Genomic DNA, 25,541 nt, shown 5'->3' with positions numbered 1-25,541 from the left:
CTCATCAGATAATAAATTTCTGGCTAATTTCAGTCTGGGATAAAGCATATTCAGCCAATTATCACGATAATTATCTTTATAAATAAAATCCTTGCCTGTGTTATAGGGCGGGTCGATATAAATCATCTTTATCTTTTTGTGATAAGACTTTTGCAGCAACTTAAGCACTTCAAGGTTGTCACCTTCAATAAACAGGTTCTCGGTGGTATCCCAATTCACGCTTTCTTCCCTGCATGGACGAAGCGTGCCGGTTGATGGCGTCTGGGCAAGTTGACGTGCGCGAGCCTTGCCCTGCCACGTGAAGTGATAGCGTTCTTCAATTGTCATCAGAGGAATACCCTGTAATAAAAAAGGCCGCCTAAGCGACCCTGCAGTTAATAGGGTGCCCTCAGAGTTGAGGGCGGTAGATACACCGTGCGTACTGATAGCAGGTATAACCCTGCATGATTTCAGATGTTAAATTGTGATCCTGCCAATATGAGCGTTTGCGGTCGGCTGGAATAGGTAAATCCGCAACGCACCCAACACTAACGGTAGTTGGCGACCAAAAAATGAAAAAAGGCCACACCGAAGTGTGACCTGTACTGTGTCATTTGCTGACCGTTCACCCCTGTTTGCGTCTCAATACACCCCCGTGTAGCAAGATTTTAACGTTTGTGAACGGTCAACGAATGGCATAGATAATTGTACGAATTTAGCGCCTATTTAACATAATGGTCATTTCACGCCCTTGCGTTTTTCAACTCAGCTAAAAACACATGCCTAAGCTCTAAAAGTATCAATCTTCCTACTCATATTAGCCGTATTTTTGATATAACATTTTATTAACAAATCGCCACTATTGGAGTTCAGGCAAAACACGATGCCTACGCTCTATTTTCCCCTGTTTTCGATTTTCACCCAAAAAGAAAGGCGCTCGAAATTGAGTGCCTTTTCTCAGGGTATAAAAAACCATTTTTATCACAATAGCATAGTTTTTGCGCTGCGCACTAGTTTTTAGCATCTGATTGTTTGTTTTTTAACCATTAAATCCATATCTAACTGAATACATAGCATTTCTAGGCAGCCAGCAATAAAACCCTCAGCAACTTGCATTTTATGACGTACTCGGCTCTCTGACATGCTGTGGCGCTGGGCTATCTCCCTTTTGGACAGACCATGTATGTAATGCTGCTGTATCCACTCCAGCTCCTCTTCCTGTCCAATCATCTGTAGCCGTGCGACACACAGATCGACAATCAATCCGTCCTCATCACTGCATGTCAGCCGGTTGTTACCACTGGCAGGAAATAGGCCGCTAAAACCAGCAGCAACTGGTGACCAGCCTACGCGCATTGGCTCAGTCGACCACCCACCCCATCGCACCAAAACCTGTTGAATATCCCGCATGGAATTTTGTCCTGTAGTTTCGTGTAGCTCGAAATATTTATCTAGAAGTCGTCGCGCTTACGTGCCGTTGTGCGTATTTGCCGAATCCAAGCCGCGATTTGTTACCAGCACTGTAAATGGGAAAGTTTTTCACTTAAGAGGTGTATCCACCTGTAACCGCTGTATCCACCATCTTCTTAACCTTTCCTATAAGCCCTTATATATATAATGGGGTTCTTAGCTGAAAGGTGGATACGGTGGTTACAGTGGCTTCCCCCCTTGGTACTACTGGCTTAGCGGACGTAACCACCTATGCTACGAGGTGGTTACAGGTGGTTGCACTGGCTCCCAGACCTTACAAACTTTTCCATCAATACGACGTTGAACACGTTTAAAACCGCAAGATTGCAAAACATTGCTAATTCGCATTTCTTCACGCTTACTGATCCTGGACGGTTCAAAGTTAAGCGCTTCACGCAAAACGTCGCTCGCACGTAAGAAAGCCCGCGATAAAGGTTTTTCACCCGTCACAAGATCCGGCTCGTCTAACCATCTTTCGACGATTTCCAACCATGCATCTTTAATTTGGTAATGGTCATGTACTGTTACCGCTAATCGTTCTGCTTCGCTGAACTGGATACCTGTTTGCGCATAAATAACTTTTGCTTCGGCCCATAACAGCGAAAGGTCATCTTTAATCGCAGTGAGATTAATTTTGGTAACCTCCACGGGAGTCCATCGCCGGTTACCTGTTTCATCCCCTAAAAATTCATTCTTATTAGTGGTACCTATGCACAACAAACGACGTGGAAATTGGATAGCAAACTCACGGTATTTAGGTATCCAATTCTCGTGGGTACGGGTAACGAAAGCTTTGATACTTTCCTGCTCTTTAGTGTTGAGTCCTCGCAATTCGCCGATTTCAGCGACCAGACGCCCCCGCATCTTACGTGCCAAATCTTCATCTTTTTCGGCAAAGCTAATTTCGGTGAAGAAAGATGGATCAGGGACCAATGCCGCCACGCCGGAGCTTTTACCACAGCCTTGTGGACCCACCAGAATAGGTACAATGTCGGCTTTACATCCTGGGGTGAGGACACGTCCCGCTAAAGCAGTCCACATATAAAGGGATACCGCACGGGTATAGGGGGTATCCTCTGTACCGAAATGGGTGTGGTAAAAACGTGCAATGCGGGAGATCCCGTCCCATTTCAGACCGTTCAGCCATGTGATAGCAGAATCAAAAGGGTGTTCATCAGCAATTAGTAATACGACATCACGGATCAACTCGCGGCCTACCGGTTTGAACCCGCGCTTTTCCAGTGTGATACGCAGGCGCGAATACTCAGCGTCATTGAATGGCTGCCACTGGTCAGTACCTGTTGGAGCAAACATGATCTCATCACGGAACTGGTCAAACCTAATATCAATACCAACAAAATCGGAACGCGTAACTGCTTTGAACGCATTCTCTATTGTTGCCTCGATTTGCCCCCACTTATCACGTTTGAACGAGGGCAAGGGCGCGGGCTCAGTAAGTTCCCCTGTCACATCCTCAAAATCGTCAGCACTGGCAACGGCGGACTGGAAGCGTTCAGCTCCGGGATTCACCCACCCTGCTTTTTGCGCCAGCGAAAAAACAGATTGAAAACCTGTCCGTTCGGCGGTGAGTTGCTCCCATTTGTTGGCTGCGGCTTCGACATCACCTTTAGCTGCAATGCCCGACCATTCAACCCATAGCGCCTTGGCCTGCTCTTCGTGGTCAGTATCTTTGAACCACGCTAACCGGTTCCCCATTGCCGCCCACGTTGGATAGTTTTCAGCGTGTTGTAACATACTGGGATGCCAGAGCGCAGAGCGAAGATCTTCGAAGGTGTTATTATCTATATTTTCCAAATCCACCAAACGCGTGAGGTCGTCGTGTTCGGTCTCGTCCGGAATTTCAAGCGGTAAGGGCACGGTAGACAACAACGTATCGACATCAACCGCTTGCCCGGTGAAAGACCAAAACTGTGCCCGTTCGTCAGGCAGAAACACCATTTGAGCAGGACGATAAACCGAATCGTCCCATCGCGCCGGACCATCATAGAGCAGATCGACAATGCTCATGATTTCAGCTTGCAATGACTGCAGTAATGGTTGTTTTTCGACAGGAGAGACCGGACGAGACGGGGATAATATGATACGAATACGATATTCCCCCTGTGCAACTGGGTGCTCATGACTGGCCGTAGTGTAAGCAAATCCACGGTACCCGCCTAAAATTTCGTGGATACATTCCCATCCGTTCTTAGTGACACCGTCCAGATCTAACGGTAAATAGTATAAGTCACCTGCGCTGGCACTACGGCGACGACGCGCAGTGCCGTTTTTAAATGCATGCCAGATATACGGGAGCCTGCGCTTTTTTGCGTCCAGTATTTCTTTAGTGTCGTTAGGTAAGACGTCGATAGTTGTTCGTTGATCGCGAAGGGTCTGTTCAAATGCGTCGAAGTCCGGTACCGACAATTCACGTGGCTGACCATCCTCGGCACTGGTTCCTAATGAGTATCGGATTTCCATGCTTACGCCTTATCTTTAACTTTTTCATTGTAAAATTTTTCGATAGCACGAACGGTAGATAGCCGAGGATCTGGACTTACTCCTGTCAAAATACGGCTTAATGAAGGTTGACTAATACCTATCTGTTCAGCTACTTGTGATTGAGTAAAACCTGCGCCTATAATTTTTTTAATTAGTTCTTGTGGGTGAAATTCGTACATCATTAAGCTCCTAAGTTAGTAGATAAAGTTAAACTATACGTAAACGAATTATATTTCAATACTGGAATGTATTCAAAAAAACCCTAATATATTCAGTTATGAATAATTGATTAATATTTACTCAATCAGAGGTGTAAAAATGTCGTCCGAATTTGGAGTCTTAACCAAAAACATAAGGTATTTGATGGAGGTCCACGGAATATCTAGTGTGACAGAACTATCTAAGCGAATAAAAATGCATCAACCCACCCTGCATAGGATGTTGACGGGGGAAGTAAAAGACCCTAAGTACACTACATTAAAAAATATCGCTGAATTTTTTAAAATTTCCCCGATTGATCTCATTGAATGCGATCTGCAAATTACACAACCTAAAACCACTGTTGATATAGACGGGGAACCTTATACTGTTCATTTCAAGGACGTGCCCGTAAAAAGAAATGCTTATCTGGGCGAAGAAAGTTCTTGGATTGAAGGCGATAGTACAGATGGTTACATCAGGTGGCCAACCTATGACCATGATGCATACGCACTAAAATGCACAGGTAATTTAATGATCCCCCGAATAAAAGAAGGTGAATTTGTGGTTATAGAACCGAACCATCCTTACGCCTCCGGTGATGAAGTGTTCATTGTCACCGATACAGGAGAAGCAATGGTTAAAACATTTTTATTTGAGCGTGAGGGGTATTATCATCTACTTCCTGTGAATGAAAATTCAGCACCAATACAAATTCACAATTCTAAAATAGCTCAAATGCAATATATAGCTGGAATAGCCAAAACATCTCTATGGCATTCTTAACTTTAGAATCAAATAGTTAACTACGGCCACATTTTTGTGGCCTTCTTTTTGGAAAATTTTATGATTTTTCGTATTGATATTTCATACATAACGGTATATAAATTTATTAACGAATTAAAATACAGTTTCGTATCACCGCTCTTTAACAATTTGGAAAGTCGGAACAGCACACTACCCCTGTTTAGACCCCTACGCATGAACTGCGACGTACCACCGGACGCGATCCGGTCGGTGGGATGGTTAGCCCCGCACGAGAGTGAGCACGGGCGCGAACGGGTAAATCTGGCAGTGGGTGTGTACGAGCGCAAAACTCAACTAAAAGGAGAAAAAATAATCATGCTTTAGCAACGCGGATAGACCGCGAAGTTTAACTTGAAGCTGCTGTTATGAAGCAGCCCCCGAGTCTCTCAATGAAGAGAGCCAGAAGCAGGTCGAACTGCACACGCGCTGGTGAGGGTTAATGAGGAAGAAGACGTGCCGGTAATGCAGAGTGATGCCAGTCACTTTCCGGTTATGGCTGAGGATAGCAATGGCGATTCCAAAATACGGACTCAAGGGCATGAGCGCGACCACTGCGAGAGTGTGGTTCAATTTTCTTTCACGCCCTACTCCCCCTATCAAAAAGCACATCCTGTTTTGTCTAACGCACCCGCCCGCTAATTTCAGTGGGTGTGCTTTTTGATATGAACAATAAGGAGCTTGTGGCATGAAACCAAAAGTAATTCCCGTTGATAAATATCCAATAAGCAACACCGTTCGTCGCCTGCGCTGGCTACGGAAATGTGAAGAACTCAAGCGCAATCCCGCAACCCAATTCCCGCTTACCCTGTACATTTGAGGTTCGATAACAATGAGTCTGGAAAATACCCTACAAAAAAATAACGCACTTCTGGAGCAACAAAACACGCTAATGTCTCAACTGATTGCGGCATTGGCCAAGGTTGAACCGGCTGAACACTTCATTGATTCAGAAAGCGTTACGCTTTTACCTGAACATGTCGAACAACCCGCTGAAAAGAAAAAATCCAGCACCAAAAAGAAAACCGATAACACGCCCGTTGATATCGAAACTCTGGATTTAGAAACCGTCGTTGCCGTGGCGGTATTGTTCAAAAAGGACGCGTATAACCTGACCGCCGATAAACTGGCACAGGCTCGCGCTGTGATTGAGGCGGTTGGTGCAGACCGTAACGGACAGGTAGACGCCCTAGACTCCGCTCTACAGGGATTGCAGGAACTCAAGCCACTGACGAAAGCCGTTATTTTAGATTTGTGTCTGGAAATAGTCGAAAGTTGGGACGATATCCCCGGTATCACCGAACGCCGCGAATTTGCTGTGTCACTATTAAATGAGGGTAAACAAACAGCCGATACCTCAGAGCCAGAGCCAGAACTTGATTATGCAGTACTCTATGATAAGGCCCAACAAGCACTTTTGCGGCTGGCAAAAGGCGGTTACCGCAGCGAGGCTGTGGGTATCGTGGCTAAATTCGGGGCTAAAAAGCTGGGTGATATCCCTCAAGAAAAACTCTCCGAAGTTCTTAAACTGGCTGAAGAAGCTTGGGTGGAGGAATAGTCATGCCGGAGGTACATGCAAAACTATCACCCTCAGCAGCACATCGTTGGCTGCGCTGTCACGGTAGCCTGGCAATGGAGGCTGACCTGCTGAATACCGAATCACCGTTCGCGCTGGAAGGAACAGCCGCCCATGCCCTCGCTGAAAATGTCCTGCATAATCGCCAAGACCCAACACTGGCGGGCGAGCCATTCACTATGGGGCAAACTACCGCCGAATATCTGGGGCAAAACGTCCTGCTTAAACCTGACACACCGTGCGTTAATGAAGAAATGGTGGAGGCAGTTGGCGAATATGTCGAAACGGTGTGGTCACTGGCTCAGGGCAATGAATTGCTGATTGAACAGCGCGTCGATTTTTCCGAGGTGATCGGCGTCGAAAACTCTTTCGGTACTGCCGACGCTATCATTATCACGGGTAGTGAACTGCAAATTCACGACCTGAAATACGGTAAAGGTGTGAAAGTCTATTCCGAAGAAAACGAGCAGTTGATGTTATATGCGCTCGGTGCCCTGAATCAGTTCGATATGCTGTACGAATTCGACACAGTGAGGCTATTTATCCACCAGCCCCGACTGAACCACGTTTCAGAATGGTCGGTCAGTGTTGATGAGTTACGGCAATTTGGAGAACGCGCCAGAAACGCCGCCACATCGGTCATCATCACATTCAACATAGCACAATGCGATGGTGTAGAAACGCTACCTCCTGATTCATTTACTCCGGGGGATAAGCAATGTCGTTTTTGCAAAGCCAAGGCGGATTGCCCGGCACTGGCAGCGCACGTATGGAGCACTATTGCTGAGGATTTTGTCGATCTGACGCAATCATTAGAGCCACAGATAGAGAACGCAACCGAACAAGTCCCAAAGTACGACAACCAGACACTAGCCGCCAAATACGCACAGGTGGACTTTGTTGAAAGCTGGTGCAAAGCGGTTCGGGTCCGTGTCAGTGATGAACTGAATGCAGGTCATCCCATCCCCGGATATAAATTGGTAGAGGGCAAGCTAGGTAACCGTTCGTGGGGTGCCGAAGCCGACGCCGAGGCGATGTTAAAAACATTCAAGCTCAAGCAAGACCAGATTTATACCAAAAAAATCATTAGTCCCACTCAAGCGGAAAAGGTTTTGAAAAAAGAGTTTCCGAAAAAATGGGTAAAATTAGAATCACTTATTATTCGCCCCGACGGTAAACCCACCGTCGTACCTGAATCCGATCCCCGTCCAGCACTGGACGTTAACCCTATCAACGATTTTGAAGACATATCTGACGATATGTTCGTTTAATTATATTTAACCCATAAAGAGACATAAACAATGAAAATTAAATTACCCAATGTACGTTTGGCATTCCCTGATTTATTTGAAGCAACCCAAGTTAATGGTCAGGGTGATTATAAATTTCGCTCGACCTTTCTTATTTCAAAAGCGCGCAAAGATTTAATTGCTGAAATCGAAGCAGCAATTTTAAAAGTGGCTACCGATAAATGGGGGGTTAAAGCTGAGGGTATTATTAAAAGTATCCGCGGCAATAACATGCGGTTTAATTTCCGCGACGGCGACGATAAATCTGATTATGACGGTTATGCGGGGTGTATGTTTATTTCCGCCAGTAATAAAGCGCGCCCGTTGGTTATTGACCGTGATCGCACTCCACTTACCGCACAAGATGGCCGCCCGTATTCCGGCTGTTACGTGAACGCGACTATCAGTATTTTCGCCTACGAAAACAACGGTAAAGGCATATCCGCTTCACTGTCTGGCGTCCAGTTCCTGAGAGACGGTGACGCATTCGCAGGCGGTGGTGTTGCCTCGGTGGATGATTTTGACGATATCAGCGAAGGGGCTGACGCCGAAGCGGACGTTTTTAGTTAAATAGTGTTCGCCCCGTTATTATGCGGGGCTTTTCTTAGGGTAAAAAACCATGACACAGAAAACATTAACTAAAGCAGTAAAAGAAGAAATTGTTAAAAATGCACTGACAAAAGCAGGTATCTTCGAAAAAGAAGAGCAACTTTATAAAGACCGTGCGGATTGGGCTGAAAAAGTAAGAATAGAAGCCATCGGCGGCGAAAATATGGATTCGGGGATAAACGATATTATTTCAGAAATAAAAACACTGGCTAATAAAATACCTGAGTCTATGCGATTAGACGAATTCCCAGTTCGTGAATACAGTTTTATAGAAATTAATTTAGCAGGTAGCCGTGTTATTGCGTACTTCAACGGAGCACGCGAACGGTATTATGACAAACGGGAATACATATATAAAATAACACCCAGAATGACCACATTATTAGCCGATAACCCGCTGGTCAATGAATTCTATGAACTGGAAAAACGTCACGAAGAATTAAATAACCAGCGGGAAGATATCACCAATAAGGTAGAATCTGCATTATTAAAAGTCCGCTCGGTGAAACGCCTATTAGCAGAATGGCCGGAAGCCGCTGAGTTATTACCTAAAGACACGACGAAAGCTGCCCCGGTTCCCGCCGTTCGCCGTGAAGCCTTAAACGCATTAATAGGGCTACCCACTGAGGCGGACAATGGATAAATTGTGGCTCGACCTCGAAACCTACAGTGACATACCGATTAAAAATGGTACTCACGCCTACGCCGAACACGCGGAAATTATGCTATTTGCATGGGCGGTCAACAATAATCCTGTTCAGGTATGGGATGTCACAAGCGGTGTTCCCATGCCAGTCGAATTACGTAAAACGTTACTCGATCCGACCGTTATTTTATTCGCCCATAACAGCCACTTTGACCGTACCATCCTGCGGCATGACATGCCGCATTTACATCTGGAAATTACCCGCTGGCAAGACACGATGGTGCAGGCTTTATCTCATGGCTTACCCGGCGCATTAGGTGCACTGTGTGAGGTGCTGGGTATTCCGTCAGATAAAGCGAAAGACAAAGAGGGTAAAGCGTTAATCCAATTATTCTGCAAGCCCCGCCCGAAAAACGTCGCCATTCGCCGTGCTACCAGCGAGACCCACCCCGAAGAATGGCGGCGCTTTGTGACGTACGCAAGGCTGGATATTGAAGCCATGCGCGAGGTACATAAGCGCCTGCCCAAGTGGAACTATCAAGGCGTTGAGTTAGCCCTCTGGCACCGTGACCAACAAATTAATGATCGTGGTGTGCGCATGGACATTGAGTTAGCCAGATCCGCGATTGATGCGGTAGATCAAGAACAAAAGCGGCTGGCAAAACGCACACAGGAAATGACCGAGGGTGACGTACAGGCAGCGACTCAACGTGATGCCATGTTAAGACATATCACAACGGCGTTCGGGGTTGAATTGCCCGATATGCAAAAAAGCACATTGGAACGTCGGGTTGCCGATCCCGATATCCCATTAGCCTTGCGTGAACTGTTATCTATTCGTTTGCAAGCCAGTACCACCAGCACCAGTAAGTACAAGGCATTGATGAATGGAATTAGTACTGACGGGCGATTACGTGGCACTTTGCAATTTTGTGGTGCATCACGCACCGGACGTTGGGCAGGTCGCCTATTCCAGCCGCAAAATTTACCAAGACCTACACTGAAGCAGAACATTATTGATATTGGCATCGAGGCACTAAAATCTGACTGCGCCGATCTGCTGTTCGATAACGTCATGGAACTGACCAGCTCAGCAATACGTGGCGTTATCATTGCACCGAACGGTAAAAAACTGGTTATTAGCGACCTGTCCAATATCGAGGGGCGCATGCTCGCATGGCTGGCGGGTGAGGAATGGAAGTTACAGGCATTTCGGGATAATGACAACGGCACAGGCGCAGACCTCTATAAACTGGCTTATGCCCGTGCATTCAACATTGAACCGGATGATGTCACAAAAGACCAGCGCCAGATAGGTAAAGTGATGGAGTTGGGGCTAGGGTACGGTGGTGGGGTCGCCGCTTTCGTCACATTCGCTCTGACCTATGCCCTTGACCTAGAAGAACTGGCTACTGCCGCACTGCCGAATATCCCGGTAAAAATTCAGCGGGATGCAATGAGTTGGTACAAGAAATCCGTTGAACAAAAACAGACGTATGGCCTGAGCGAGAGGGTATTTATCACCTGTGATTCCCTCAAAAGAATGTGGCGCCATGCCCACATCGCAACGGTGCCGTTCTGGTACGAGCTGGAAGAGGCCGTTAAGCGGGCGATCAGTTCACCCAGTGTCACTATTCCCTGCCGTAAGCTGAGAGTCCGCCGCGACGGGGCGTGGCTCCGTGTGGTCTTACCGTCCGGTCGTGCGGTGTGCTATCCCTCACCCCGCCTCAATGATGGGCAGATCAGTTATATGGGCACTAACCCCTACAGCCGCAAATGGCAACGGCTCAAAACCTACGGCGGGAAACTGGTCGAAAACGTCACTCAGGCCGCCGCGCGTGATGTGCTGGCGGGCAACATGCCCCGCATAGAGTCTGCCGGTTATGACATTGTTTTAACGGTGCATGACGAAGTGTTGACCGAAGCACCGGACACCGTAGATTACTCCCATGAACATCTCAGCAATCTACTCGCCACCAATCCCGATTGGGCACCGGACTTACCCCTGAGTGCTGGCGGGTTTGAGGCATACAGATATCGTAAGGATTGAATTATGGAACGTTGTCAAAAATGTAATGGTTACTACGGCGGGCCAAAGCCTGTCGCTGTTGGTCAAAAATGTGGTTTTGTCATAACGACTACACGCAATGGTTATTCATTTAATAGTCGCTCAGTCACTGGAAAATTATTTCTAATAAAAGATGACGGTTATTCTGTTATTTACCGTAAAAAAATATACCACACAGACTTAATTACTCACCCTGATGATCCATCACCGCTTACGCTTGCGTTTAGCGGTCATTGTACCTGTCACTGAGAATTCCTATATGTCATTTAAATACCGAGACAGTCCGTTATATTTTCGAACTGCGCGAGAGGCTGCGCAAATTGAACGCGGAGGCGATTATTTACGGGCAGCCAAAGTGTGGAATAAAGCCGCCCGCCATTCCCGAAATACTTTAAATATTGCGTGGGCGGAAATTCGTTCTGATTTTTGTTTAAAACAAATTGAACGGGATAAATATAAAAATGAACATTCGCGAAAGTGTAATAGAAAATCACTTAGTTAAAGAAATTAAAAAGGCCGGGGGAATTGCCTATAAATTTGTTTCCCCCGGTCGCCGTTCTGTTCCTGACCGAATATGTATCTTACCTGGTGGGCGCGTCATTTTTGTTGAATGCAAAGCCCCCGGAGAGAAACCCCGCCCTGAGCAATTACGCGAGCATGAACGGCTACGGGCACTGGGATGTTCAGTTGTGGTTTTGGATAGTAAGAATATGGAGGCAATAATATGATCGTTATGTCATATGGGGGGCGAATTTCTACAAAACCCTAACGGTTACGACACGGACGATATTGATCATGATATGCCGTGTGGTTGTTACGACGGATAACACATTAATTGGAGAAATAAACATGAACAATGACTTTAATGAAGAATCATGCGCTGCATACATTAATAAAATCTCACCACGACAGATCGCTTATACCGCCGAATTAGAATTAACTGATTTTATTGATAATGGTGAACGGGCGTTAGCATTTGGAAAAATATTTAACGATAGTAAGAAAAGATTTAACGATGGCGATGAAATACGCACATCTCTGGTTCGCAATGCTAAAACTTATAAGACTGACGGGTATATAAAAACCCAAAATTCCATTTATAAATTAAGGGAGCCAAGTAAATAATGAGCACAAGAGCTGACCCACAACTGCGGGCGCGTATCCCGCAAGGACTGAAAGAGGCGCTGGAAAAGTCAGCGCTCCAAAATGACCGCACATTAACCGCTGAAATAACCAGACGATTAAAGGAAAGTTTAGAGCGTGATGGGGTTACTTTTTCACAGAAGGATTGAGTACTTCACGCAATTTTTCAACGGCAGAACGCAATTCATCTTTATTCGAATCAGCCCAATCCAATGCACACTCGCGCTCATATTTAGCATTCAGCTCTTCATAATCATTACAAAGACTTTCGTAATCTAAAGCTATACGTCCGAAACCATCACTGTTACCTACTACAGAATCTTGTACGGTAGTCTCTTCTAAACGGTCAACGATCTCGGCCGTTAATGTTCTTTTATTTTCCTTGGCTTTCTGCTCAAGGATTTCTTTCAATTCTGCGGGAATTCTTACTCGCAGTTGAGGATCTTCTCTACTCATACGCTTAGCCCAAAACTGTATTTATGATGTACTTATTTAAGTATGCCTCACTGTGAGCTTGACAACAACGACTCACGGTGAGTACACTTAATTCGTACTCACCGTGAGAATAAAATAATAAGCGTTTACTTTAGGGGCTAACGGAAAATGTCTATAAAAGTTTCACAACTAAACCATATCGATTTGCTTTCAATCATTGGAAACATTCTGGATACCGCTCAACTACTGAGCACTATTGAATCAGGATCACCGCTTGCATTTGAGCTTATCGAATTCACCCAGCAAGCAGCACAAGAAGCATCAACCATAGAAACTACTAACTAAAGGTAATAACTATGCAAAACGTTACATTTTTAGCATTCGAAAATGAAAGTACAAACCAACTCCTGAATAAAAATGCCTTGATGAGTTTCTCTAACGAAGAGTTAGATATTGAGTTGCAAGGAATGTTGTACAACGACAAACCTGTATTTTTTGCCGTAGAAGTAGCTAAGGCACTTGGATATTCAGACCCTCATCAAGCCTTAAAAATCAACTGTAAGTCATTGATTAGACTTAATTCCGTGCAGTGTACGGAATTGAATTTAGGAGTCAAACCGAAAGGAATTATCCTTTTAACTGAACCTGATTTATACCGCCTCATACTACGTAGCAAATTGCCTTCGGCTGAACGTTTTCAAGATTGGGTATGTGAAGAAGTGTTGCCTGCGATCCGCCAAGCAGGTAGCTACCAAATGCAGCCTCAATTATCGGCAGATTATTTTGTGAATAACCCCGAATTGACGATAGCTCTTATATCCGGGCAGGCCAATAAAATTCTTGCGCTCAGCCATACCGTCGAAACAGTAACCGAAGAACGCAATGAAGCTGTTCGTACAAAAGCCCAAATCAGCCGAAAAAGGGAAGCAACCGCACTTCAACGTAATTCTGCGTATCAACGTGTCGCAAATAGAGCGATACGGGAACGTGAAGAAATGGCCTCGCGTTTCGGTGCAAGTAAAGAATGGGCATCTCAACAGGCAGTATGGCGCGCAACGGGAATAATGTACGGGTGGAAGGCATTAAACTCTTGGCTCGACAAACATGAGATTTACGATCCGGTCACCGATGGTTACCCAATGGCCTACAACATTTACCAAAATTGCCACGAAGTTATATACCCACAACAAGCTTGGCTTGAAGTACACAGCGTAGATATCAGTGAATTATTTTAACCCATAGCACCCCGCTGTAACGCGGGGTTTAAAAGGTACTCTATGAAACCATTCACCCCCCGCCCCTATCAAAACCTCATTATCAACCACCAGCTCGATATCCCCCGCTCAAATATTTGGGCGGGTATGGGCATGGGTAAAACAGTAGCAACATTAACCGCAATGGACGATTTGTACAGGGTGGGTATGGAAACCCAACCCGCACTGGTATTAGCGCCGTTACGTGTTGCTCGGTCAACGTGGCCGGATGAGGCGGAGAAGTGGGGGCACTTAAATAATATCGAAGTACAACCCATTGCGGGCAGTGCCAAAGAGCGAATAAACGCGCTCAAAAACACTAACGCCAGCATATTCACTACCAACTACGATAACCTCGTCTGGCTGGTGGAAACACTGGGAAATAAATGGCCGTTCGCTACTGTCATTGCCGATGAGAGCACACGGCTCAAATCGTTCAGGTTACGCAAAGGCGGTAAGCGTGCAGCGGCATTAGCCAAGGTTGCCCACAAGCATGTACACCGATGGGTCAATCTCACCGGCACGCCTGCCCCTAACGGATTACTGGATTTATGGGGGCAAGCGTGGTTTATCGATCAGGGTGAACGTCTAGGCCGGACATACAGTGCCTTTACTTCGCGCTGGTTTAATAATTTCCAGCGACCTGGGCAACACTGGCCGGACTTAAAACCGAAGGACTTCGCCCAAGAACAAATCCAATTAGTATTGAACGATATGACTATCTCGCTGGATGCAGCGGACTGGTTCGATATTGAAGAACCCATTCACAACGTTATTCGTATCGATCTTCCGTCCAAAGTCCATCAGCAGTATAAGGCGATGGAAAAAGAAATGTTCGTGGAGTTGGAGGGGATTGGCATTGAAGCCCCGAACGCAGCGGCCAAGACCGTTAAATGTCTGCAAATTGCCAGCGGTGCTATCTATACCGACGAGAACGGCACGTGGCAGGAACTGCACGACGCCAAACTACAGGCATTAGACAGCATCATCTATGAATCTGCCGGAATGCCGGTACTCGTTGCCTATCATTGGAAACACGATTTAGCGCGACTGTTAAACGCATTCCCGAAAGGGAAGCACTTAGACGATAACCCACAAACTCTACGTGACTGGAACGCGGGAAAGATCCCTGTCATGTTCGCCCACCCCGCCAGCGCCGGACACGGGTTAAACCTGCAAGATGGCGGTAACATTCTGGTATTTTTCTCTCACTGGTGGGACTTGGAGCAGTACCAGCAAATCATTGAGCGTATCGGCCCTACCCGACAGATACAAGCCGGACACAACCGCCCTGTGTTTGTTCACCACATTATTGCTCACGGCACGATGGATGAATTGGTAATGGAACGGCGTAATTCCAAGCGGGAAGTACAGGATATTTTACTGGAGGCTATGAAGAAGAGGTAATCCAACAATGTTATGTCTATTTCCTGATAAAATATAAGGAGAAAATTGTGGCACGAACTCAAACATTGATAGAGTGGGCAGCACATGAATTTTCTGAACCCATCCCCAGTTATCAGACTCTAATACGTTACGCAAAGAATGGCATGATATCCCCCCGACCATACAAAGCTGGAAGATGCTGGAGGGTTGAGAAAAGTGCTAGGTTTATTGGCCTTATAGAAAAACCACCCATTAAAAAAGACGATGACCCCCGACTAATGAGGATCTTAGAAGATGGCTCGCCCACGTAAATACAATGTCAATATCCCTGGCTTATCCTGTTACACCGATGCCAGGACAAAAAAGATTTACTGGCGCTATAAGCATCCGGTTACAGGGAAATTCCACGGATTAGGTGATGATGAAAAATCTGCGAAGGCAATTGCCCTAGAAGCCAACTCCCGCTTAGCTGAGGTCAAAATGACTCAGCTATTAAAAGTAAAAGATGAAATCAGCCGAAAGTTAAAAAAAGGAATTTCAGTTACTGGTTGGTTAGATGAATATTTAAAAATTCAGCAAGAACGGCTAATAGCAGGTGAAATAAAACTAAATACCGTAAAGCAAAAAATCGCACCTGTCGAAGCATTCAGGCAGCATTGCGGCAACGAAAGCATTGACACTATCCAAACTAAAGATATCGCAATTATAGTCGATGAATATAAGGAGCGAGGCCAATCAAGAATGGCCCAAATTATCCGAATGGTTTTAATAGATGTTTTCAAAGAAGCCCAACACGCGGGTGAGGTTCCTCCCGGATACAACCCAGCCAAAGCAACAAAAATGCCTATTAATAAGGTTAAGCGACAAAGACTAAATCTGGAAGAATGGAAAGTTATATTTGACCAAGCTGGAAAAACTCAGCGCTATTTACAGCATGCGATGTTATTAGCCCTAGTCACAGGGCAACGCTTGGGAGATATCGCTAAATTGCGATTTGATGATGTGTGGGACGATCACCTACATATCGTTCAGGAAAAAACAGGGGTTAAGCTGGCACTCCCCTTAAGCCTGAGATGTGAAAAAATCGGCTATACGTTACAAGATGTAATAACACGTTGTAGGGATAGAATATTAAGCCCTTACATGCTCCATTACCACCATACTACTTCACAAGCCAAAAGAGGCGGTCAAGTATCAGCGAATGCAATCACCACCAGCTTTCAAAAAACGCGTGATAAAACAGACCTTAAATGGGAGGACGGTACTCCACCGAGTTTCCATGAACAGAGATCTTTATCTGAACGCCTCTACCGTGAACAGGGAATCGATACAAAAACATTATTAGGACACAAGAGCCAAGCAATGACGGATAAATACCACGATGACCGAGGCAAAGACTGGATTATTTTAGCTGCGAAATAGCGTTCAAATTTTAACCAGTTTTGCAGAAGAGTTTTGCAGGAGTTTTGCAGAAGATTTTTTACATCGCTAAAAACAACGGGAACTATTAAGCCCCCGTTATATATTTTAATGAGTTATTATTACATATGAGAAATAATTGCGTCACCGAACTCACTACATTTCAGCAGTTTAGCGTCTTTCATTAGGCGCTCAAAATCGTATGTGACAGTCTTGGCAGCAATCGATCCTTCCATTCCCTTAACGATTAAATCAGCGGCTTCGAACCACCCCATGTGGCGCAACATCATTTCAGCAGAAAGGATCACAGAACCTGGGTTTACTTTGTCCTGGCCTGCGTACTTAGGTGCAGTACCATGTGTTGCTTCGAACAATGCGCATTCGTCACCAATGTTTGCACCTGGGGCAATACCAATACCACCGACCTGCGCAGCCAATGCATCAGAGATGTAGTCACCATTCAGGTTCATACAAGCGATAACATCATATTCTGCCGGACGCAGCAGGATCTGTTGCAAGAACGCATCTGCAATCACATCCTTGATGATGATATCTTTGCCATTTTTAGGGTTTTTGATCTTAACCCATGGACCGCCATCCAGCAGTTCTCCGCCAAACTCAGTTCGAGCCAGCTCATAACCCCAATCTTTGAAAGCACCTTCAGTGAATTTCATGATATTGCCTTTATGAACCAAAGTTACTGATTCACGGTCATTATCAATCGCATATTCAATTGCAGCGCGTACTAAACGTTTGGTGCCTTCTTCTGAGCAAGGTTTTACACCGATACCACACTGTTGAGGGAAACGGATCTTATTAACACCCATTTCATCCTGTAGGAATTTAATAACTTTGTCCGCTTCCGCTGAACCCGCTTTCCACTCAATACCAGCATAAATGTCTTCTGCGTTTTCGCGGAAAATAACCATATCGGTCAGTTCAGGCTGCTTAACAGGGCTTGGCGTACCTTGATAGTAACGGACTGGACGCAGGCAGACATACAGATCTAATTGCTGGCGCAGTGCTACGTTCAGCGAACGAATACCACCACCTACTGGAGTTGTCAGAGGACCTTTGATAGCAACACAGTATTCACGAATTAAGTCCAGTGTTTCATCCGGTAACCAAACATCTTTGCCATAGACATTTGTGGATTTTTCACCTGTGTAGATTTCCATCCAAGAAATTTTGCGCTCTCCGCTATAAGCTTCCTGAACCGCAGCATCAACAACTTTTAGCATGACCGGCGTAACATCAACACCAATGCCATCCCCTTCGATATAAGGGATTACAGGGTTATTCGGAACATTTAATTTACCTTTGGCATCAATAGTAATTTTTTTACCTTCCGCCGGAACAACTACTTTGCTTTCCATTAACCTCTCCTTTCAAATAAGCGCAATGCCTTGTTAATTTTTTGTAAGGGACGTGTCAATACTACTTGAATATTCTGCAAACGCCAATGGTCACAGATTTGAGGTATAATACGCACCCTAATTTTTCGCGATAACTTATCATGACAAATATCTCTTTTAAAAAACGCCAACTTAACCGATTCAGCCAAAGAAAAAATAACAAAACCATAAAAAAACTAACAGGCCCTCGTCGGATATTAATTTTTAACAAACCTTATGATGTTTTGCCTCAATTTACCGATGAAATGGGAAGAACGACGTTAAAAAATTTTATTCCGGTTACTGATGTTTATGCCGCTGGTCGTCTGGATCGTGATAGTGAAGGCTTGCTAGTATTGACCAATGATGGCAAATTGCAGGCCAAATTGACCCAACCCCATAAAAAAACAGCTAAAATTTATTATGTCCAAGTAGAAGGCATTCCTGATGACGACGCTCTGAATAAACTTCGCAATGGTGTCACATTAAAAGATGGCCCAACTTTGCCAGCCGGAGCTGAATTAGTGGAAGAGCCTGAATGGCTTTGGGAGCGTACACAGCCTATACGGGAACGAAAAAACATTCCCGTAAGTTGGCTTAAAATTACGCTATATGAAGGCCGCAACCGACAAGTACGTAGAATGACCGCTCATGTGGGTTATCCTACATTGCGCCTAATCCGTTTCAGTATGGGATCTATACAATTAGACTCATTATCCCCCGGAGAATGGAGAGACATTAATTTTGTTTAGTCCACATGTTACTGTTGCTTGTATTGTTCATGCAGAAAATAAATTTCTGGTTGTCGAAGAGTTGATCAACGATAAACCTTTTTGGAATCAACCAGCTGGGCATCTTGAAGCTGATGAAACATTATTAGAAGCCGCTGAACGAGAATTATGGGAAGAAACAGGAATTCGTGCGCAACCACAAGCATTTTTAAAGTTGCACCAATGGGTTGCACCTGATAGAACGCCATTTATCCGTTTTTTATTCTTGGTTGAAATGGAGAAAATCATGGGCACAAATCCGCAAGATAACGATATCCATTGCTGTCACTGGTTAAGTGCAGAAGAAATCCTTAATAGCCCACAACTACGTTCCCCTCTAGTCGCCGAAAGTATTCTCTGCTACTTGGAACGCAAAGTGTATCCACTATCGATATTGGATTGTTATGGTTTACCATTCATCAAATGATCGTAATAAACAATCGTTGGATAAAAAAGAGCATGAGACGTTTGATGCACCTTAAATGCCAACGTGCTAAAGTATCGCGTTTGTTTTTTTCCGCAGTGAGATATATCCATGTCAGATAACAGCCAGAAAAAAGTCATTGTCGGAATGTCCGGCGGTGTTGATTCATCCGTTTCCGCCTATCTTCTGCAACAGCAGGGCTACCAGGTAACTGGCCTGTTCATGAAAAACTGGGAAGAAGACGATAGTGAAGAGTATTGCTCGGCTGCCACCGATCTTGCCGATGCCCAAGCAGTTTGTGACAAACTGGGCATAGAACTGCATACCATCAATTTTGCAGCCGAGTATTGGGATAATGTCTTCGAACATTTTCTTGCTGAATACAAAGCAGGCAGGACTCCAAATCCGGACATTCTTTGCAATAAAGAAATCAAATTCAAAGCATTTCTAGAGTTTGCCGCAGAGGATTTAGGGGCTGATTATATCGCAACCGGGCATTATGTCCGCCGTCGGGATATGGACGGCATCAGTCAATTACTTCGTGGTCTGGATAGCAATAAAGATCAAAGTTATTTCTTATATACTTTAAGCCATCAGCAAATTGCCAAAAGCCTGTTTCCAGTCGGTGAATTGGAAAAGCCCGAAGTACGCCGCATTGCCGAAGAGATTGGCCTAATCACAGCAAAGAAAAAAGATTCGACCGGTATCTGCTTTATTGGTGAGCGTAAGTTCCGTGATTTTCTTGGACGCTATTTACCCGCCCAACCGGGCCCAATTATGACAGTGGATGGACAAATTATCGGCCAACATATGGGCTTGATGTACCATACACTCGGTCAGCGCAAAGGACTGGGGATCGGGGGAATGAAAGATGGCAATGAAGAACCATGGTATGTTGTTGATAAAGATGTCGAAAACAACATACTGATTGTTGCCCAAGGCCATGAACATCCTCGCCTGATGTCTATCGGTTTGATTGCACAGCAACTTCATTGGGTTGATCGCCAACCATTGAAGGCAGAAATACGTTGTGTAGTAAAAACACGCTACCGTCAGCATGATATCCCCTGCACTATTGTTCCTATGAGCGAAGATAGAATTGAAGTACGTTTTGATAACCCTGTTGCCGCTGTCACCCCGGGTCAATCCGCCGTGTTTTACCAAGGTGAAATCTGTCTCGGTGGTGGTGTGATCGAACAACGTATACAGGAGTAATTGTGGCTAAAAATTATTACGACATTACACTGGCTCTGGCAGGTATCTGCCAGTCAGGCCACCTGGTACAAAAACTTGCCCACGAAGGCCAGTGTGATCCCGATGCTTTTGAGATCATGATCAACAGTATCTTGAACATGAATCCAACATCCACACTGGATGTCTTTGGCAATCATGCCTGCAATCTGCGTATTGGCCTTAATGCCATGTTGGGTATGTTCAACGGTTCACATAGTGGAGTTTCTGCCGATCTTACCCGCTATATGCTGAGTTTGGTGGCGCTGGAACGCCGTCTGAATAAAAATCAATCTGCCGCCAATGAATTGGCAAATCGCATTGAGCAATTAGAGCGTCAGCAAGCTTATTTTGAAGCTATGTCAGAGGGAATACTCAACGCCTTGGCAGGAATTTATGTTGATGTTATCAGCCCACTAGGGCCACGCATTCAAGTAACGGGTTCACCTGACGTATTACGTAATACGCTAATTCAGGCAAAAGTCAGATCTGCGTTGCTGGCAGGTATCCGCAGCGCTGTCTTATGGCAACAAGTTGGCGGTAGCCGCTTGCAAATCATGTTTTCTCGTCAACGTTTGATCCAACAGGCAAAAGATATTCTTGCTAATTGTTAGATACAAACTATTAGCTAAAAACTGTTAAACCAAAGCTGTTAAACATAAATTGTTAAATAAAATCCGGGAGTTGCTACCAATGGAATTATCCTCACTGACCGCTGTTTCTCCAATTGATGGTCGTTACGGCGATAAAGTCAGCGCCCTGCGCGCTATTTTTAGTGAGTTCGGCTTACTAAAATTTCGAGTGCAGGTCGAAGTACGTTGGCTGCAAAAACTGGCCGCAACAACAGAAATCAAAGAAGTTCCTGCTTTTGATGCAGAGGCAAACGCTTACCTTGATGAAATAATTGCAAATTTCAATGAACAGGATGCAATGCGCATCAAAGAAATTGAGCGCACAACCAATCATGACGTTAAAGCTGTTGAATATTTTCTGAAAGAAAAAGTTGCACATATCCCTGCCCTGCATCAAGTTGCAGAGTTTATTCACTTTGCCTGCACATCAGAAGATATCAACAATCTGTCACATGCGCTGATGCTTAAAACAGCCCGTGAGGAAGTTTTGCTGCCTCAATGGCGCCAATTAATCGATATCATCACACGTATGGCACATGATTATCGCGATCTGCCACTGCTGTCACGTACCCATGGTCAACCAGCCACACCTTCCACTGTCGGCAAGGAATTTGCTAACGTAGCCTATCGCATGGAACGCCAATTCCGTCAGCTTGGGCAGGTAGAAATTCTGGGTAAAATTAACGGCGCTGTTGGTAACTATAATGCGCACTTGTCAGCCTACCCTCAAATTGACTGGCACCAATTCAGTGAATCATTTGTAACCTCATTGGGTATTCAGTGGAATCCGTATACTACTCAGATTGAACCTCATGATTACATTGCAGAATTGTTTGACTGTGTGGCACGTTTCAATACCATCCTGATCGATTTTGATCGCGATATCTGGGGCTATATTGCCTTGAGCCATTTCAAACAAAAAACTGTTGCTGGTGAAATTGGTTCTTCTACCATGCCACATAAAGTCAATCCGATTGACTTTGAAAACTCAGAAGGAAATCTGGGATTGGCAAATGCGGTTATGGGGCATCTTGCCAGTAAACTTCCTGTTTCTCGCTGGCAACGTGACCTAACGGATTCAACTGTACTGCGCAATCTGGGTGTTGGACTGGGATATGCATTGATTGCTTATCAATCCACTATGAAAGGGTTAAATAAGCTAGAAGTCAATGAGCAGCACTTACTGGATGAACTGGATAACAATTGGGAAGTATTAGCAGAACCTATCCAGACCGTCATGCGCCGTTATGGCATTGAAAAACCGTATGAAAAACTGAAAGAACTGACTCGCGGTAAACGTGTTGATTCTGAAGGTATGAAAGCGTTCATTGATGGTCTTGAACTTCCAGAAGCGGAAAAAGAACGCCTCAAATCTATGACACCAGCAAACTACATTGGATACGCTACTTCGCTGGTTGACCAATTAAAATAATTTCTGTTTATTCATGTAAATGGGTGGGTTTTATCCTGCCCATGTGCAGTCCCTATGTTAACCCCAGTTTTTTGAGCCAAAATATCCTCTTGGTTTTTCAATTGGCTTATTTATCAACTACACTCACTCCAACTACATAGTTATAAATATCGTAATTATAAACAGTAAAATTTAGCTATGCTCTTAGAGATTAACAACCTCGCCATCATGCTAAAACCTAAAATCTATTAGATATATAAATTTAAATAAATTATAAATGGATTATGAATTTATTTATATACTTAAATACAACCACTTGTTTTTAATGGAATCCATCATTAATAGAACCAAAAAAATATAATTTTTATACGCTTGATTTACGATAACAAATAGATTATAAATTTATTTAGGTGTTACAACGCAACCATTTGTTTTCAATCAAACAACCATTAATTTTGCCAAAAATATAAATTGCCATATACTTATCTTACTATAACAGAAAGATTATAAATTCACTTGCATATTAAAACAAAACCATTTGTTATCAAATAAACATATCCACAATTGATGTTGTGAAATATATAAACAATCATACACTTATCTAACTATAAAACATGTTCACATTTTTATTTATTAGAAAAATTCATTAATAAAACATTTTCAATTTATTTTACAAGCTTTACTGACTGGCTTAAGGAGTCATTATGCGAATATTAATTGTTGAAGATAATTATCCTCTGCGCCATTATTATACCGAAGAATTACGGCGTATGGGATATGCCGTTAATAGTGCAAAGGATACAGAAGAAGCAGATTATTATCTTAAAGAATTTCACCCTGATCTTGCTATCGTTGATTTGGGACTCCCGGGAGAAAATGGGCTTAGCATGTTACAACGCTGGCGCAGTAAGCAAATTAATTTACCTATTCTTATTGTCACTGTTAGTGACACCTTGCAAGAAAAAATCGATGTGCTAAATGCCGGTGCAGATGATTATGTTATTAAACCCATTCATCATAAAGAACTTAATGCTCGCATACAGGCCTTAATGCGACGCAAGAGTGGCTTGACATCACAATTGATTAAAATTTCACCATTTTCACTTGATCTTTTTAAAAGAGAGTTTTCTGTCAATGATATCAATATCAAGTTGACCTCCTTTGAATTTACTATTGTCGAAACCTTAATGCGCAATAATGGCAGAGTTGTCAGCAAAGAGATGATAATGCGTGAACTATATACAAAAGATCAAGATGAGCCACGAGGAAGTCATACAATTGATGTATTAATGGGACGTCTAAGGAAAAAGATATTGAGTAAATGGCCCAAAGAAATAATTTTCACTATTCGTGGTCAAGGGTATATCTTTGATGTGAAATCTCATAATGCCTAAGTTCTCTAAAAAATATATATCTTTAAGAACTAGGTTTCTCATGGCTACGGCAGTTATTATTCTAGCACTGACGCTATCATATGGAATTGTTGCTATTGCCGGATACTTAGTTCATTTTGATAAAACGAGCTATGCCATACTTCGTAGCCAAAGTAATTTACTTTATACATTAGCTAAGTGGAAAAACAGCAAACTAGAAATTATTGTTCCCAAAGGCTATACCATGAATTGCAACTCGTTAGCACTAATCTATGATAATAAAGGGAATCTTCTTTGGCGCGAAAATAATGTGCCTGAATTGGAAAATGGGATTAAAACTGGTTGGCTGCAAAAAAATGGGTTTTATACATTTGAACTAAAAGCGAACGATAACGGAAAAGAGAACTGTTTATATAAAGCTAAGACAAAAAATGATAAACATGTATCATTAACCTACTTTGTTGCCGTAAGTATTTATCCTGCCACTAACAAACTGCCTAAAATGGCTATTGTTATCATTGATGCGCTCCCACAAGATATACAAGCATCAGAAAAAATATGGAAATGGTTTGGATATGTTTTAATAGCTAACTTATTTCTGGTCATTCCATTAATCTGGCTTGCTGCTGACTGGAGCCTTAGACCAATTAAGTCTTTAATTAAACAGGTCAATTCACTAGAAAAGGGAAAAATGGATAAACTGGACGATAATCCTCCTATTGAATTAAAATCGCTGGTCAGAAATTTAAACACCTTACTATCCAGTGAACGTGAACGTTATGCAAAATTTAAAACAACACTCTCAGATTTAGCACATAGCCTGAAAACATCGTTAGCAGTACTGCAAACAAGCTTACACTCTCTACATTCTTCTCAAAAGCTGCACATTGAACAAATCGAACCCATTATGCTTGAACAAATTGGTCTGATATCTCGACAAATTAGCTACTATCTGCACAGAGCAAATCTGCACAATGACAATAGTTTTTTTCTGAAGAAAATTGTTTCAATCCCAACATTCCTGAATGAACTAGTAAGTGGTCTAAAAAAGATATATGCCCATAAAGGCATCTTAATTACGCTAGATGTCTCCCCTGAAGTGACATGGCTGGGAGTAAGAGACGATCTTTGGCAAATAATGGGAAACATTCTGGATAATGCTTGTAAGTATTGCGAGAAACTTGTCAAAATCACCGCCACAATGGGGGACAACTCAGTCACTATTGTTGTCGATAATGATGGATTGGCTGTTCCCCCTGATAAGCGAGAAATGATTTTTCAACGTGGTTTACGAGCGGATACATTACGATCAGGCCAAGGTCTCGGTTTGTCTATGGCCTCTGAAACCATCGAGAAATATGAAGGTGAGATCAACATTGATGACAGTCCACTTGGTGGCACGAGGGTGAGCGCAATATTTCGGTTACAAAACAATAATAAAAACAATAATGATTAGATGATCGCTAGCTCAATCTCGAAATATTTCAACCAAAGCTGATATCGTCATTGACTATTCGTTATAATAGCGGA

31 protein-coding genes are annotated in these 25,541 nt (G+C 43.8%); 25 read left to right on the top strand and 6 right to left on the bottom strand.

All coding sequences use genetic code 11. The features are described from left to right. The 4 genes from PSI23_RS10420 to PSI23_RS10405 all read right to left on the bottom strand — a co-directional run. A partial coding sequence (locus PSI23_RS10420; RefSeq protein ID WP_273555017.1) for a DNA methyltransferase occupies positions 1–327 on the bottom strand: 327 nt, incomplete at its 3' end. A gap of 669 nt (positions 328–996) precedes the next feature. Continuing rightward, positions 997–1,389, bottom strand: coding sequence for an antiterminator Q family protein (locus tag PSI23_RS10415; RefSeq protein ID WP_273555016.1), 393 nt, complete (start codon positions 1,387–1,389; stop codon positions 997–999). A 294-nt stretch (positions 1,390–1,683) separates the two neighbouring features. Continuing rightward, the gene (locus PSI23_RS10410) at positions 1,684–3,930 is read right to left on the bottom strand and encodes a VapE domain-containing protein (RefSeq protein ID WP_273555015.1); all 2,247 of its coding nucleotides are present in this window, start codon (positions 3,928–3,930) and stop codon (positions 1,684–1,686) included. A gap of 2 nt (positions 3,931–3,932) precedes the next feature. Beyond that, complete coding sequence (locus tag PSI23_RS10405; RefSeq protein ID WP_273555014.1) at positions 3,933–4,133, bottom strand: helix-turn-helix transcriptional regulator; 201 nt, start codon at positions 4,131–4,133, stop codon at positions 3,933–3,935. A 136-nt stretch (positions 4,134–4,269) separates the two neighbouring features. On the opposite strand from PSI23_RS10405, the gene PSI23_RS10400 reads away from it, so the two are divergent. The 13 genes from PSI23_RS10400 to PSI23_RS10340 all read left to right on the top strand — a co-directional run bounded on the left by PSI23_RS10400 (position 4,270) and on the right by PSI23_RS10340 (position 12,433). Further along, entirely contained in the window at positions 4,270–4,935 is a 666-nt protein-coding gene (locus PSI23_RS10400; RefSeq protein WP_273555013.1) for a S24 family peptidase, read from the top strand. Between the two features lie 474 nt (positions 4,936–5,409). Then, entirely contained in the window at positions 5,410–5,595 is a 186-nt protein-coding gene (locus tag PSI23_RS10395) for a hypothetical protein (RefSeq protein ID WP_273555012.1), read from the top strand. Positions 5,596–5,641: 46 nt separating this feature from the next. Next, positions 5,642–5,773, top strand: coding sequence for a hypothetical protein (locus PSI23_RS10390; protein ID WP_273555011.1), 132 nt, complete (start codon positions 5,642–5,644; stop codon positions 5,771–5,773). A gap of 12 nt (positions 5,774–5,785) precedes the next feature. Beyond that, a complete protein-coding gene (locus tag PSI23_RS10385) occupies positions 5,786–6,511 on the top strand; it encodes a hypothetical protein (protein ID WP_273555010.1) in 726 nt (241 codons plus the stop codon). A 2-nt stretch (positions 6,512–6,513) separates the two neighbouring features. Continuing rightward, positions 6,514–7,800 (top strand): DUF2800 domain-containing protein, encoded by a 1,287-nt coding sequence (locus tag PSI23_RS10380; protein WP_273555009.1) that lies wholly within the window; start codon positions 6,514–6,516, stop codon positions 7,798–7,800. Positions 7,801–7,830: 30 nt separating this feature from the next. Further along, positions 7,831–8,388 (top strand): DUF2815 family protein, encoded by a 558-nt coding sequence (locus PSI23_RS10375; RefSeq protein ID WP_273555008.1) that lies wholly within the window; start codon positions 7,831–7,833, stop codon positions 8,386–8,388. Between the two features lie 49 nt (positions 8,389–8,437). Continuing rightward, positions 8,438–9,070: an Nmad5 family putative nucleotide modification protein gene (locus PSI23_RS10370; protein WP_273555007.1), complete on the top strand. Its 633-nt coding sequence runs from the start codon at positions 8,438–8,440 to the stop codon at positions 9,068–9,070. After that, complete coding sequence (locus tag PSI23_RS10365) at positions 9,063–11,123, top strand: DNA polymerase (RefSeq protein WP_273555006.1); 2,061 nt, start codon at positions 9,063–9,065, stop codon at positions 11,121–11,123. The genes PSI23_RS10370 and PSI23_RS10365 overlap by 8 nt, the downstream gene beginning before the upstream one ends. Before the next feature lie 3 nt (positions 11,124–11,126). Next, positions 11,127–11,390 carry a hypothetical protein gene (locus PSI23_RS10360; RefSeq protein WP_038251480.1) on the top strand — a complete coding sequence of 88 codons (264 nt, stop codon included), beginning with the start codon at positions 11,127–11,129 and terminating at the stop codon, positions 11,388–11,390. 10 nt (positions 11,391–11,400) lie between these two features. Continuing rightward, complete coding sequence (locus tag PSI23_RS10355; RefSeq protein ID WP_273555005.1) at positions 11,401–11,643, top strand: ANR family transcriptional regulator; 243 nt, start codon at positions 11,401–11,403, stop codon at positions 11,641–11,643. Next, a complete protein-coding gene (locus tag PSI23_RS10350) occupies positions 11,603–11,869 on the top strand; it encodes a PDDEXK family nuclease (RefSeq protein ID WP_273555004.1) in 267 nt (88 codons plus the stop codon). Before PSI23_RS10355 ends, PSI23_RS10350 begins: the two co-directional genes overlap by 41 nt. 121 nt (positions 11,870–11,990) lie before the next feature. Further along, positions 11,991–12,266: a hypothetical protein gene (locus PSI23_RS10345; protein WP_273555003.1), complete on the top strand. Its 276-nt coding sequence runs from the start codon at positions 11,991–11,993 to the stop codon at positions 12,264–12,266. Beyond that, a complete protein-coding gene (locus PSI23_RS10340) occupies positions 12,266–12,433 on the top strand; it encodes an Arc family DNA-binding protein (protein ID WP_273555002.1) in 168 nt (55 codons plus the stop codon). The genes PSI23_RS10345 and PSI23_RS10340 overlap by 1 nt, the downstream gene beginning before the upstream one ends. Here the strand turns inward: PSI23_RS10340 and PSI23_RS10335 are convergent. Further along, positions 12,411–12,740 carry an Arc family DNA-binding protein gene (locus PSI23_RS10335; protein WP_273555001.1) on the bottom strand — a complete coding sequence of 110 codons (330 nt, stop codon included), beginning with the start codon at positions 12,738–12,740 and terminating at the stop codon, positions 12,411–12,413. The genes PSI23_RS10340 and PSI23_RS10335 overlap by 23 nt on opposite strands. Positions 12,741–12,887: 147 nt before the next feature. Here PSI23_RS10335 and PSI23_RS10330 point away from each other — a divergent pair, with 147 nt between their 5' ends. The 5 genes from PSI23_RS10330 to PSI23_RS10310 are packed head-to-tail and all read left to right on the top strand — an operon-like array spanning position 12,888 to position 16,780. Then, entirely contained in the window at positions 12,888–13,064 is a 177-nt protein-coding gene (locus PSI23_RS10330) for a hypothetical protein (protein ID WP_273555000.1), read from the top strand. 11 nt (positions 13,065–13,075) lie between these two features. Then, entirely contained in the window at positions 13,076–13,954 is an 879-nt protein-coding gene (locus tag PSI23_RS10325; RefSeq protein WP_273554999.1) for a BRO-N domain-containing protein, read from the top strand. 42 nt (positions 13,955–13,996) lie between these two features. Further along, complete coding sequence (locus tag PSI23_RS10320) at positions 13,997–15,379, top strand: SNF2-related protein (RefSeq protein WP_273554998.1); 1,383 nt, start codon at positions 13,997–13,999, stop codon at positions 15,377–15,379. A 47-nt stretch (positions 15,380–15,426) separates the two neighbouring features. Next, a complete protein-coding gene (locus PSI23_RS10315; protein WP_038251486.1) occupies positions 15,427–15,669 on the top strand; it encodes an excisionase in 243 nt (80 codons plus the stop codon). Continuing rightward, on the top strand, positions 15,653–16,780 hold the full coding sequence (locus tag PSI23_RS10310) for a phage integrase Arm DNA-binding domain-containing protein (protein ID WP_010846658.1): 1,128 nt from the start codon (positions 15,653–15,655) through the stop codon (positions 16,778–16,780). Before PSI23_RS10315 ends, PSI23_RS10310 begins: the two co-directional genes overlap by 17 nt. A gap of 119 nt (positions 16,781–16,899) precedes the next feature. Here PSI23_RS10310 and icd read toward each other — a convergent pair whose 3' ends face one another. Next, positions 16,900–18,153, bottom strand: coding sequence for an NADP-dependent isocitrate dehydrogenase (gene icd / locus PSI23_RS10305; protein WP_273554997.1), 1,254 nt, complete (start codon positions 18,151–18,153; stop codon positions 16,900–16,902). Between the two features lie 140 nt (positions 18,154–18,293). Between icd and rluE the strand changes: the two genes are divergently transcribed. From rluE to phoQ, 7 genes are all read left to right on the top strand, one after another. Further along, on the top strand, positions 18,294–18,923 hold the full coding sequence (rluE, locus tag PSI23_RS10300) for a 23S rRNA pseudouridine(2457) synthase RluE (protein ID WP_273554996.1): 630 nt from the start codon (positions 18,294–18,296) through the stop codon (positions 18,921–18,923). After that, positions 18,916–19,368 carry an NUDIX domain-containing protein gene (locus tag PSI23_RS10295; protein WP_273554995.1) on the top strand — a complete coding sequence of 151 codons (453 nt, stop codon included), beginning with the start codon at positions 18,916–18,918 and terminating at the stop codon, positions 19,366–19,368. The genes rluE and PSI23_RS10295 overlap by 8 nt, the downstream gene beginning before the upstream one ends. A gap of 108 nt (positions 19,369–19,476) precedes the next feature. Then, positions 19,477–20,580: a tRNA 2-thiouridine(34) synthase MnmA gene (gene mnmA, locus PSI23_RS10290; RefSeq protein ID WP_273554994.1), complete on the top strand. Its 1,104-nt coding sequence runs from the start codon at positions 19,477–19,479 to the stop codon at positions 20,578–20,580. 2 nt (positions 20,581–20,582) lie between these two features. Then, positions 20,583–21,209: a high frequency lysogenization protein HflD gene (gene hflD / locus PSI23_RS10285; protein WP_273554993.1), complete on the top strand. Its 627-nt coding sequence runs from the start codon at positions 20,583–20,585 to the stop codon at positions 21,207–21,209. A 79-nt stretch (positions 21,210–21,288) separates the two neighbouring features. Further along, positions 21,289–22,659, top strand: a complete 1,371-nt coding sequence (gene purB, locus PSI23_RS10280) for an adenylosuccinate lyase (protein ID WP_273554992.1) — start codon at positions 21,289–21,291, stop codon at positions 22,657–22,659. Between the two features lie 683 nt (positions 22,660–23,342). Continuing rightward, entirely contained in the window at positions 23,343–24,032 is a 690-nt protein-coding gene (locus PSI23_RS10275; protein WP_273554991.1) for a response regulator, read from the top strand. After that, positions 24,025–25,467 (top strand): two-component system sensor histidine kinase PhoQ, encoded by a 1,443-nt coding sequence (gene phoQ, locus PSI23_RS10270; protein ID WP_273554990.1) that lies wholly within the window; start codon positions 24,025–24,027, stop codon positions 25,465–25,467. Before PSI23_RS10275 ends, phoQ begins: the two co-directional genes overlap by 8 nt. Positions 25,468–25,541: the final 74 nt, after the last annotated feature.

The sequence above is a fragment of the Xenorhabdus yunnanensis genome (genome assembly GCF_028598805.1).
Taxonomy (GTDB): domain Bacteria; phylum Pseudomonadota; class Gammaproteobacteria; order Enterobacterales; family Enterobacteriaceae; genus Xenorhabdus; species Xenorhabdus yunnanensis.
Note: the sequence above shows the minus strand (reverse complement) of the source record. Positions and strands in the feature narration are given on the sequence as shown.

Excerpts from the sequence above, each read along its gene's own strand:
- PSI23_RS10350 (WP_273555004.1), top strand. The coding sequence starts at position 11,603 with ATGAACATTCGCGAAAGTGTAATAGAAAATCACTTAGTTAAAGAAATT.
- PSI23_RS10415 (WP_273555016.1), bottom strand. The coding sequence starts at position 1,389 with ATGCGGGATATTCAACAGGTTTTGGTGCGATGGGGTGGGTGGTCGACT.
- PSI23_RS10405 (WP_273555014.1), bottom strand. The coding sequence starts at position 4,133 with ATGATGTACGAATTTCACCCACAAGAACTAATTAAAAAAATTATAGGC.
- PSI23_RS10310 (WP_010846658.1), top strand. The coding sequence starts at position 15,653 with ATGGCTCGCCCACGTAAATACAATGTCAATATCCCTGGCTTATCCTGT.
- PSI23_RS10330 (WP_273555000.1), top strand. The coding sequence starts at position 12,888 with ATGTCTATAAAAGTTTCACAACTAAACCATATCGATTTGCTTTCAATC.
- PSI23_RS10380 (WP_273555009.1), top strand. The coding sequence starts at position 6,514 with ATGCCGGAGGTACATGCAAAACTATCACCCTCAGCAGCACATCGTTGG.
- mnmA (WP_273554994.1), top strand. The coding sequence starts at position 19,477 with ATGTCAGATAACAGCCAGAAAAAAGTCATTGTCGGAATGTCCGGCGGT.
- icd (WP_273554997.1), bottom strand. The coding sequence starts at position 18,153 with ATGGAAAGCAAAGTAGTTGTTCCGGCGGAAGGTAAAAAAATTACTATT.
- PSI23_RS10335 (WP_273555001.1), bottom strand. The coding sequence starts at position 12,740 with ATGAGTAGAGAAGATCCTCAACTGCGAGTAAGAATTCCCGCAGAATTG.
- rluE (WP_273554996.1), top strand. The coding sequence starts at position 18,294 with ATGACAAATATCTCTTTTAAAAAACGCCAACTTAACCGATTCAGCCAA.
- PSI23_RS10325 (WP_273554999.1), top strand. The coding sequence starts at position 13,076 with ATGCAAAACGTTACATTTTTAGCATTCGAAAATGAAAGTACAAACCAA.
- PSI23_RS10370 (WP_273555007.1), top strand. The coding sequence starts at position 8,438 with ATGACACAGAAAACATTAACTAAAGCAGTAAAAGAAGAAATTGTTAAA.
- PSI23_RS10375 (WP_273555008.1), top strand. The coding sequence starts at position 7,831 with ATGAAAATTAAATTACCCAATGTACGTTTGGCATTCCCTGATTTATTT.
- PSI23_RS10275 (WP_273554991.1), top strand. The coding sequence starts at position 23,343 with ATGCGAATATTAATTGTTGAAGATAATTATCCTCTGCGCCATTATTAT.
- PSI23_RS10340 (WP_273555002.1), top strand. The coding sequence starts at position 12,266 with ATGAGCACAAGAGCTGACCCACAACTGCGGGCGCGTATCCCGCAAGGA.
- PSI23_RS10365 (WP_273555006.1), top strand. The coding sequence starts at position 9,063 with ATGGATAAATTGTGGCTCGACCTCGAAACCTACAGTGACATACCGATT.
- purB (WP_273554992.1), top strand. The coding sequence starts at position 21,289 with ATGGAATTATCCTCACTGACCGCTGTTTCTCCAATTGATGGTCGTTAC.
- PSI23_RS10410 (WP_273555015.1), bottom strand. The coding sequence starts at position 3,930 with ATGGAAATCCGATACTCATTAGGAACCAGTGCCGAGGATGGTCAGCCA.
- PSI23_RS10360 (WP_038251480.1), top strand. The coding sequence starts at position 11,127 with ATGGAACGTTGTCAAAAATGTAATGGTTACTACGGCGGGCCAAAGCCT.
- PSI23_RS10355 (WP_273555005.1), top strand. The coding sequence starts at position 11,401 with ATGTCATTTAAATACCGAGACAGTCCGTTATATTTTCGAACTGCGCGA.
- PSI23_RS10390 (WP_273555011.1), top strand. The coding sequence starts at position 5,642 with ATGAAACCAAAAGTAATTCCCGTTGATAAATATCCAATAAGCAACACC.
- PSI23_RS10400 (WP_273555013.1), top strand. The coding sequence starts at position 4,270 with ATGTCGTCCGAATTTGGAGTCTTAACCAAAAACATAAGGTATTTGATG.
- PSI23_RS10385 (WP_273555010.1), top strand. The coding sequence starts at position 5,786 with ATGAGTCTGGAAAATACCCTACAAAAAAATAACGCACTTCTGGAGCAA.
- PSI23_RS10345 (WP_273555003.1), top strand. The coding sequence starts at position 11,991 with ATGAACAATGACTTTAATGAAGAATCATGCGCTGCATACATTAATAAA.
- phoQ (WP_273554990.1), top strand. The coding sequence starts at position 24,025 with ATGCCTAAGTTCTCTAAAAAATATATATCTTTAAGAACTAGGTTTCTC.
- PSI23_RS10320 (WP_273554998.1), top strand. The coding sequence starts at position 13,997 with ATGAAACCATTCACCCCCCGCCCCTATCAAAACCTCATTATCAACCAC.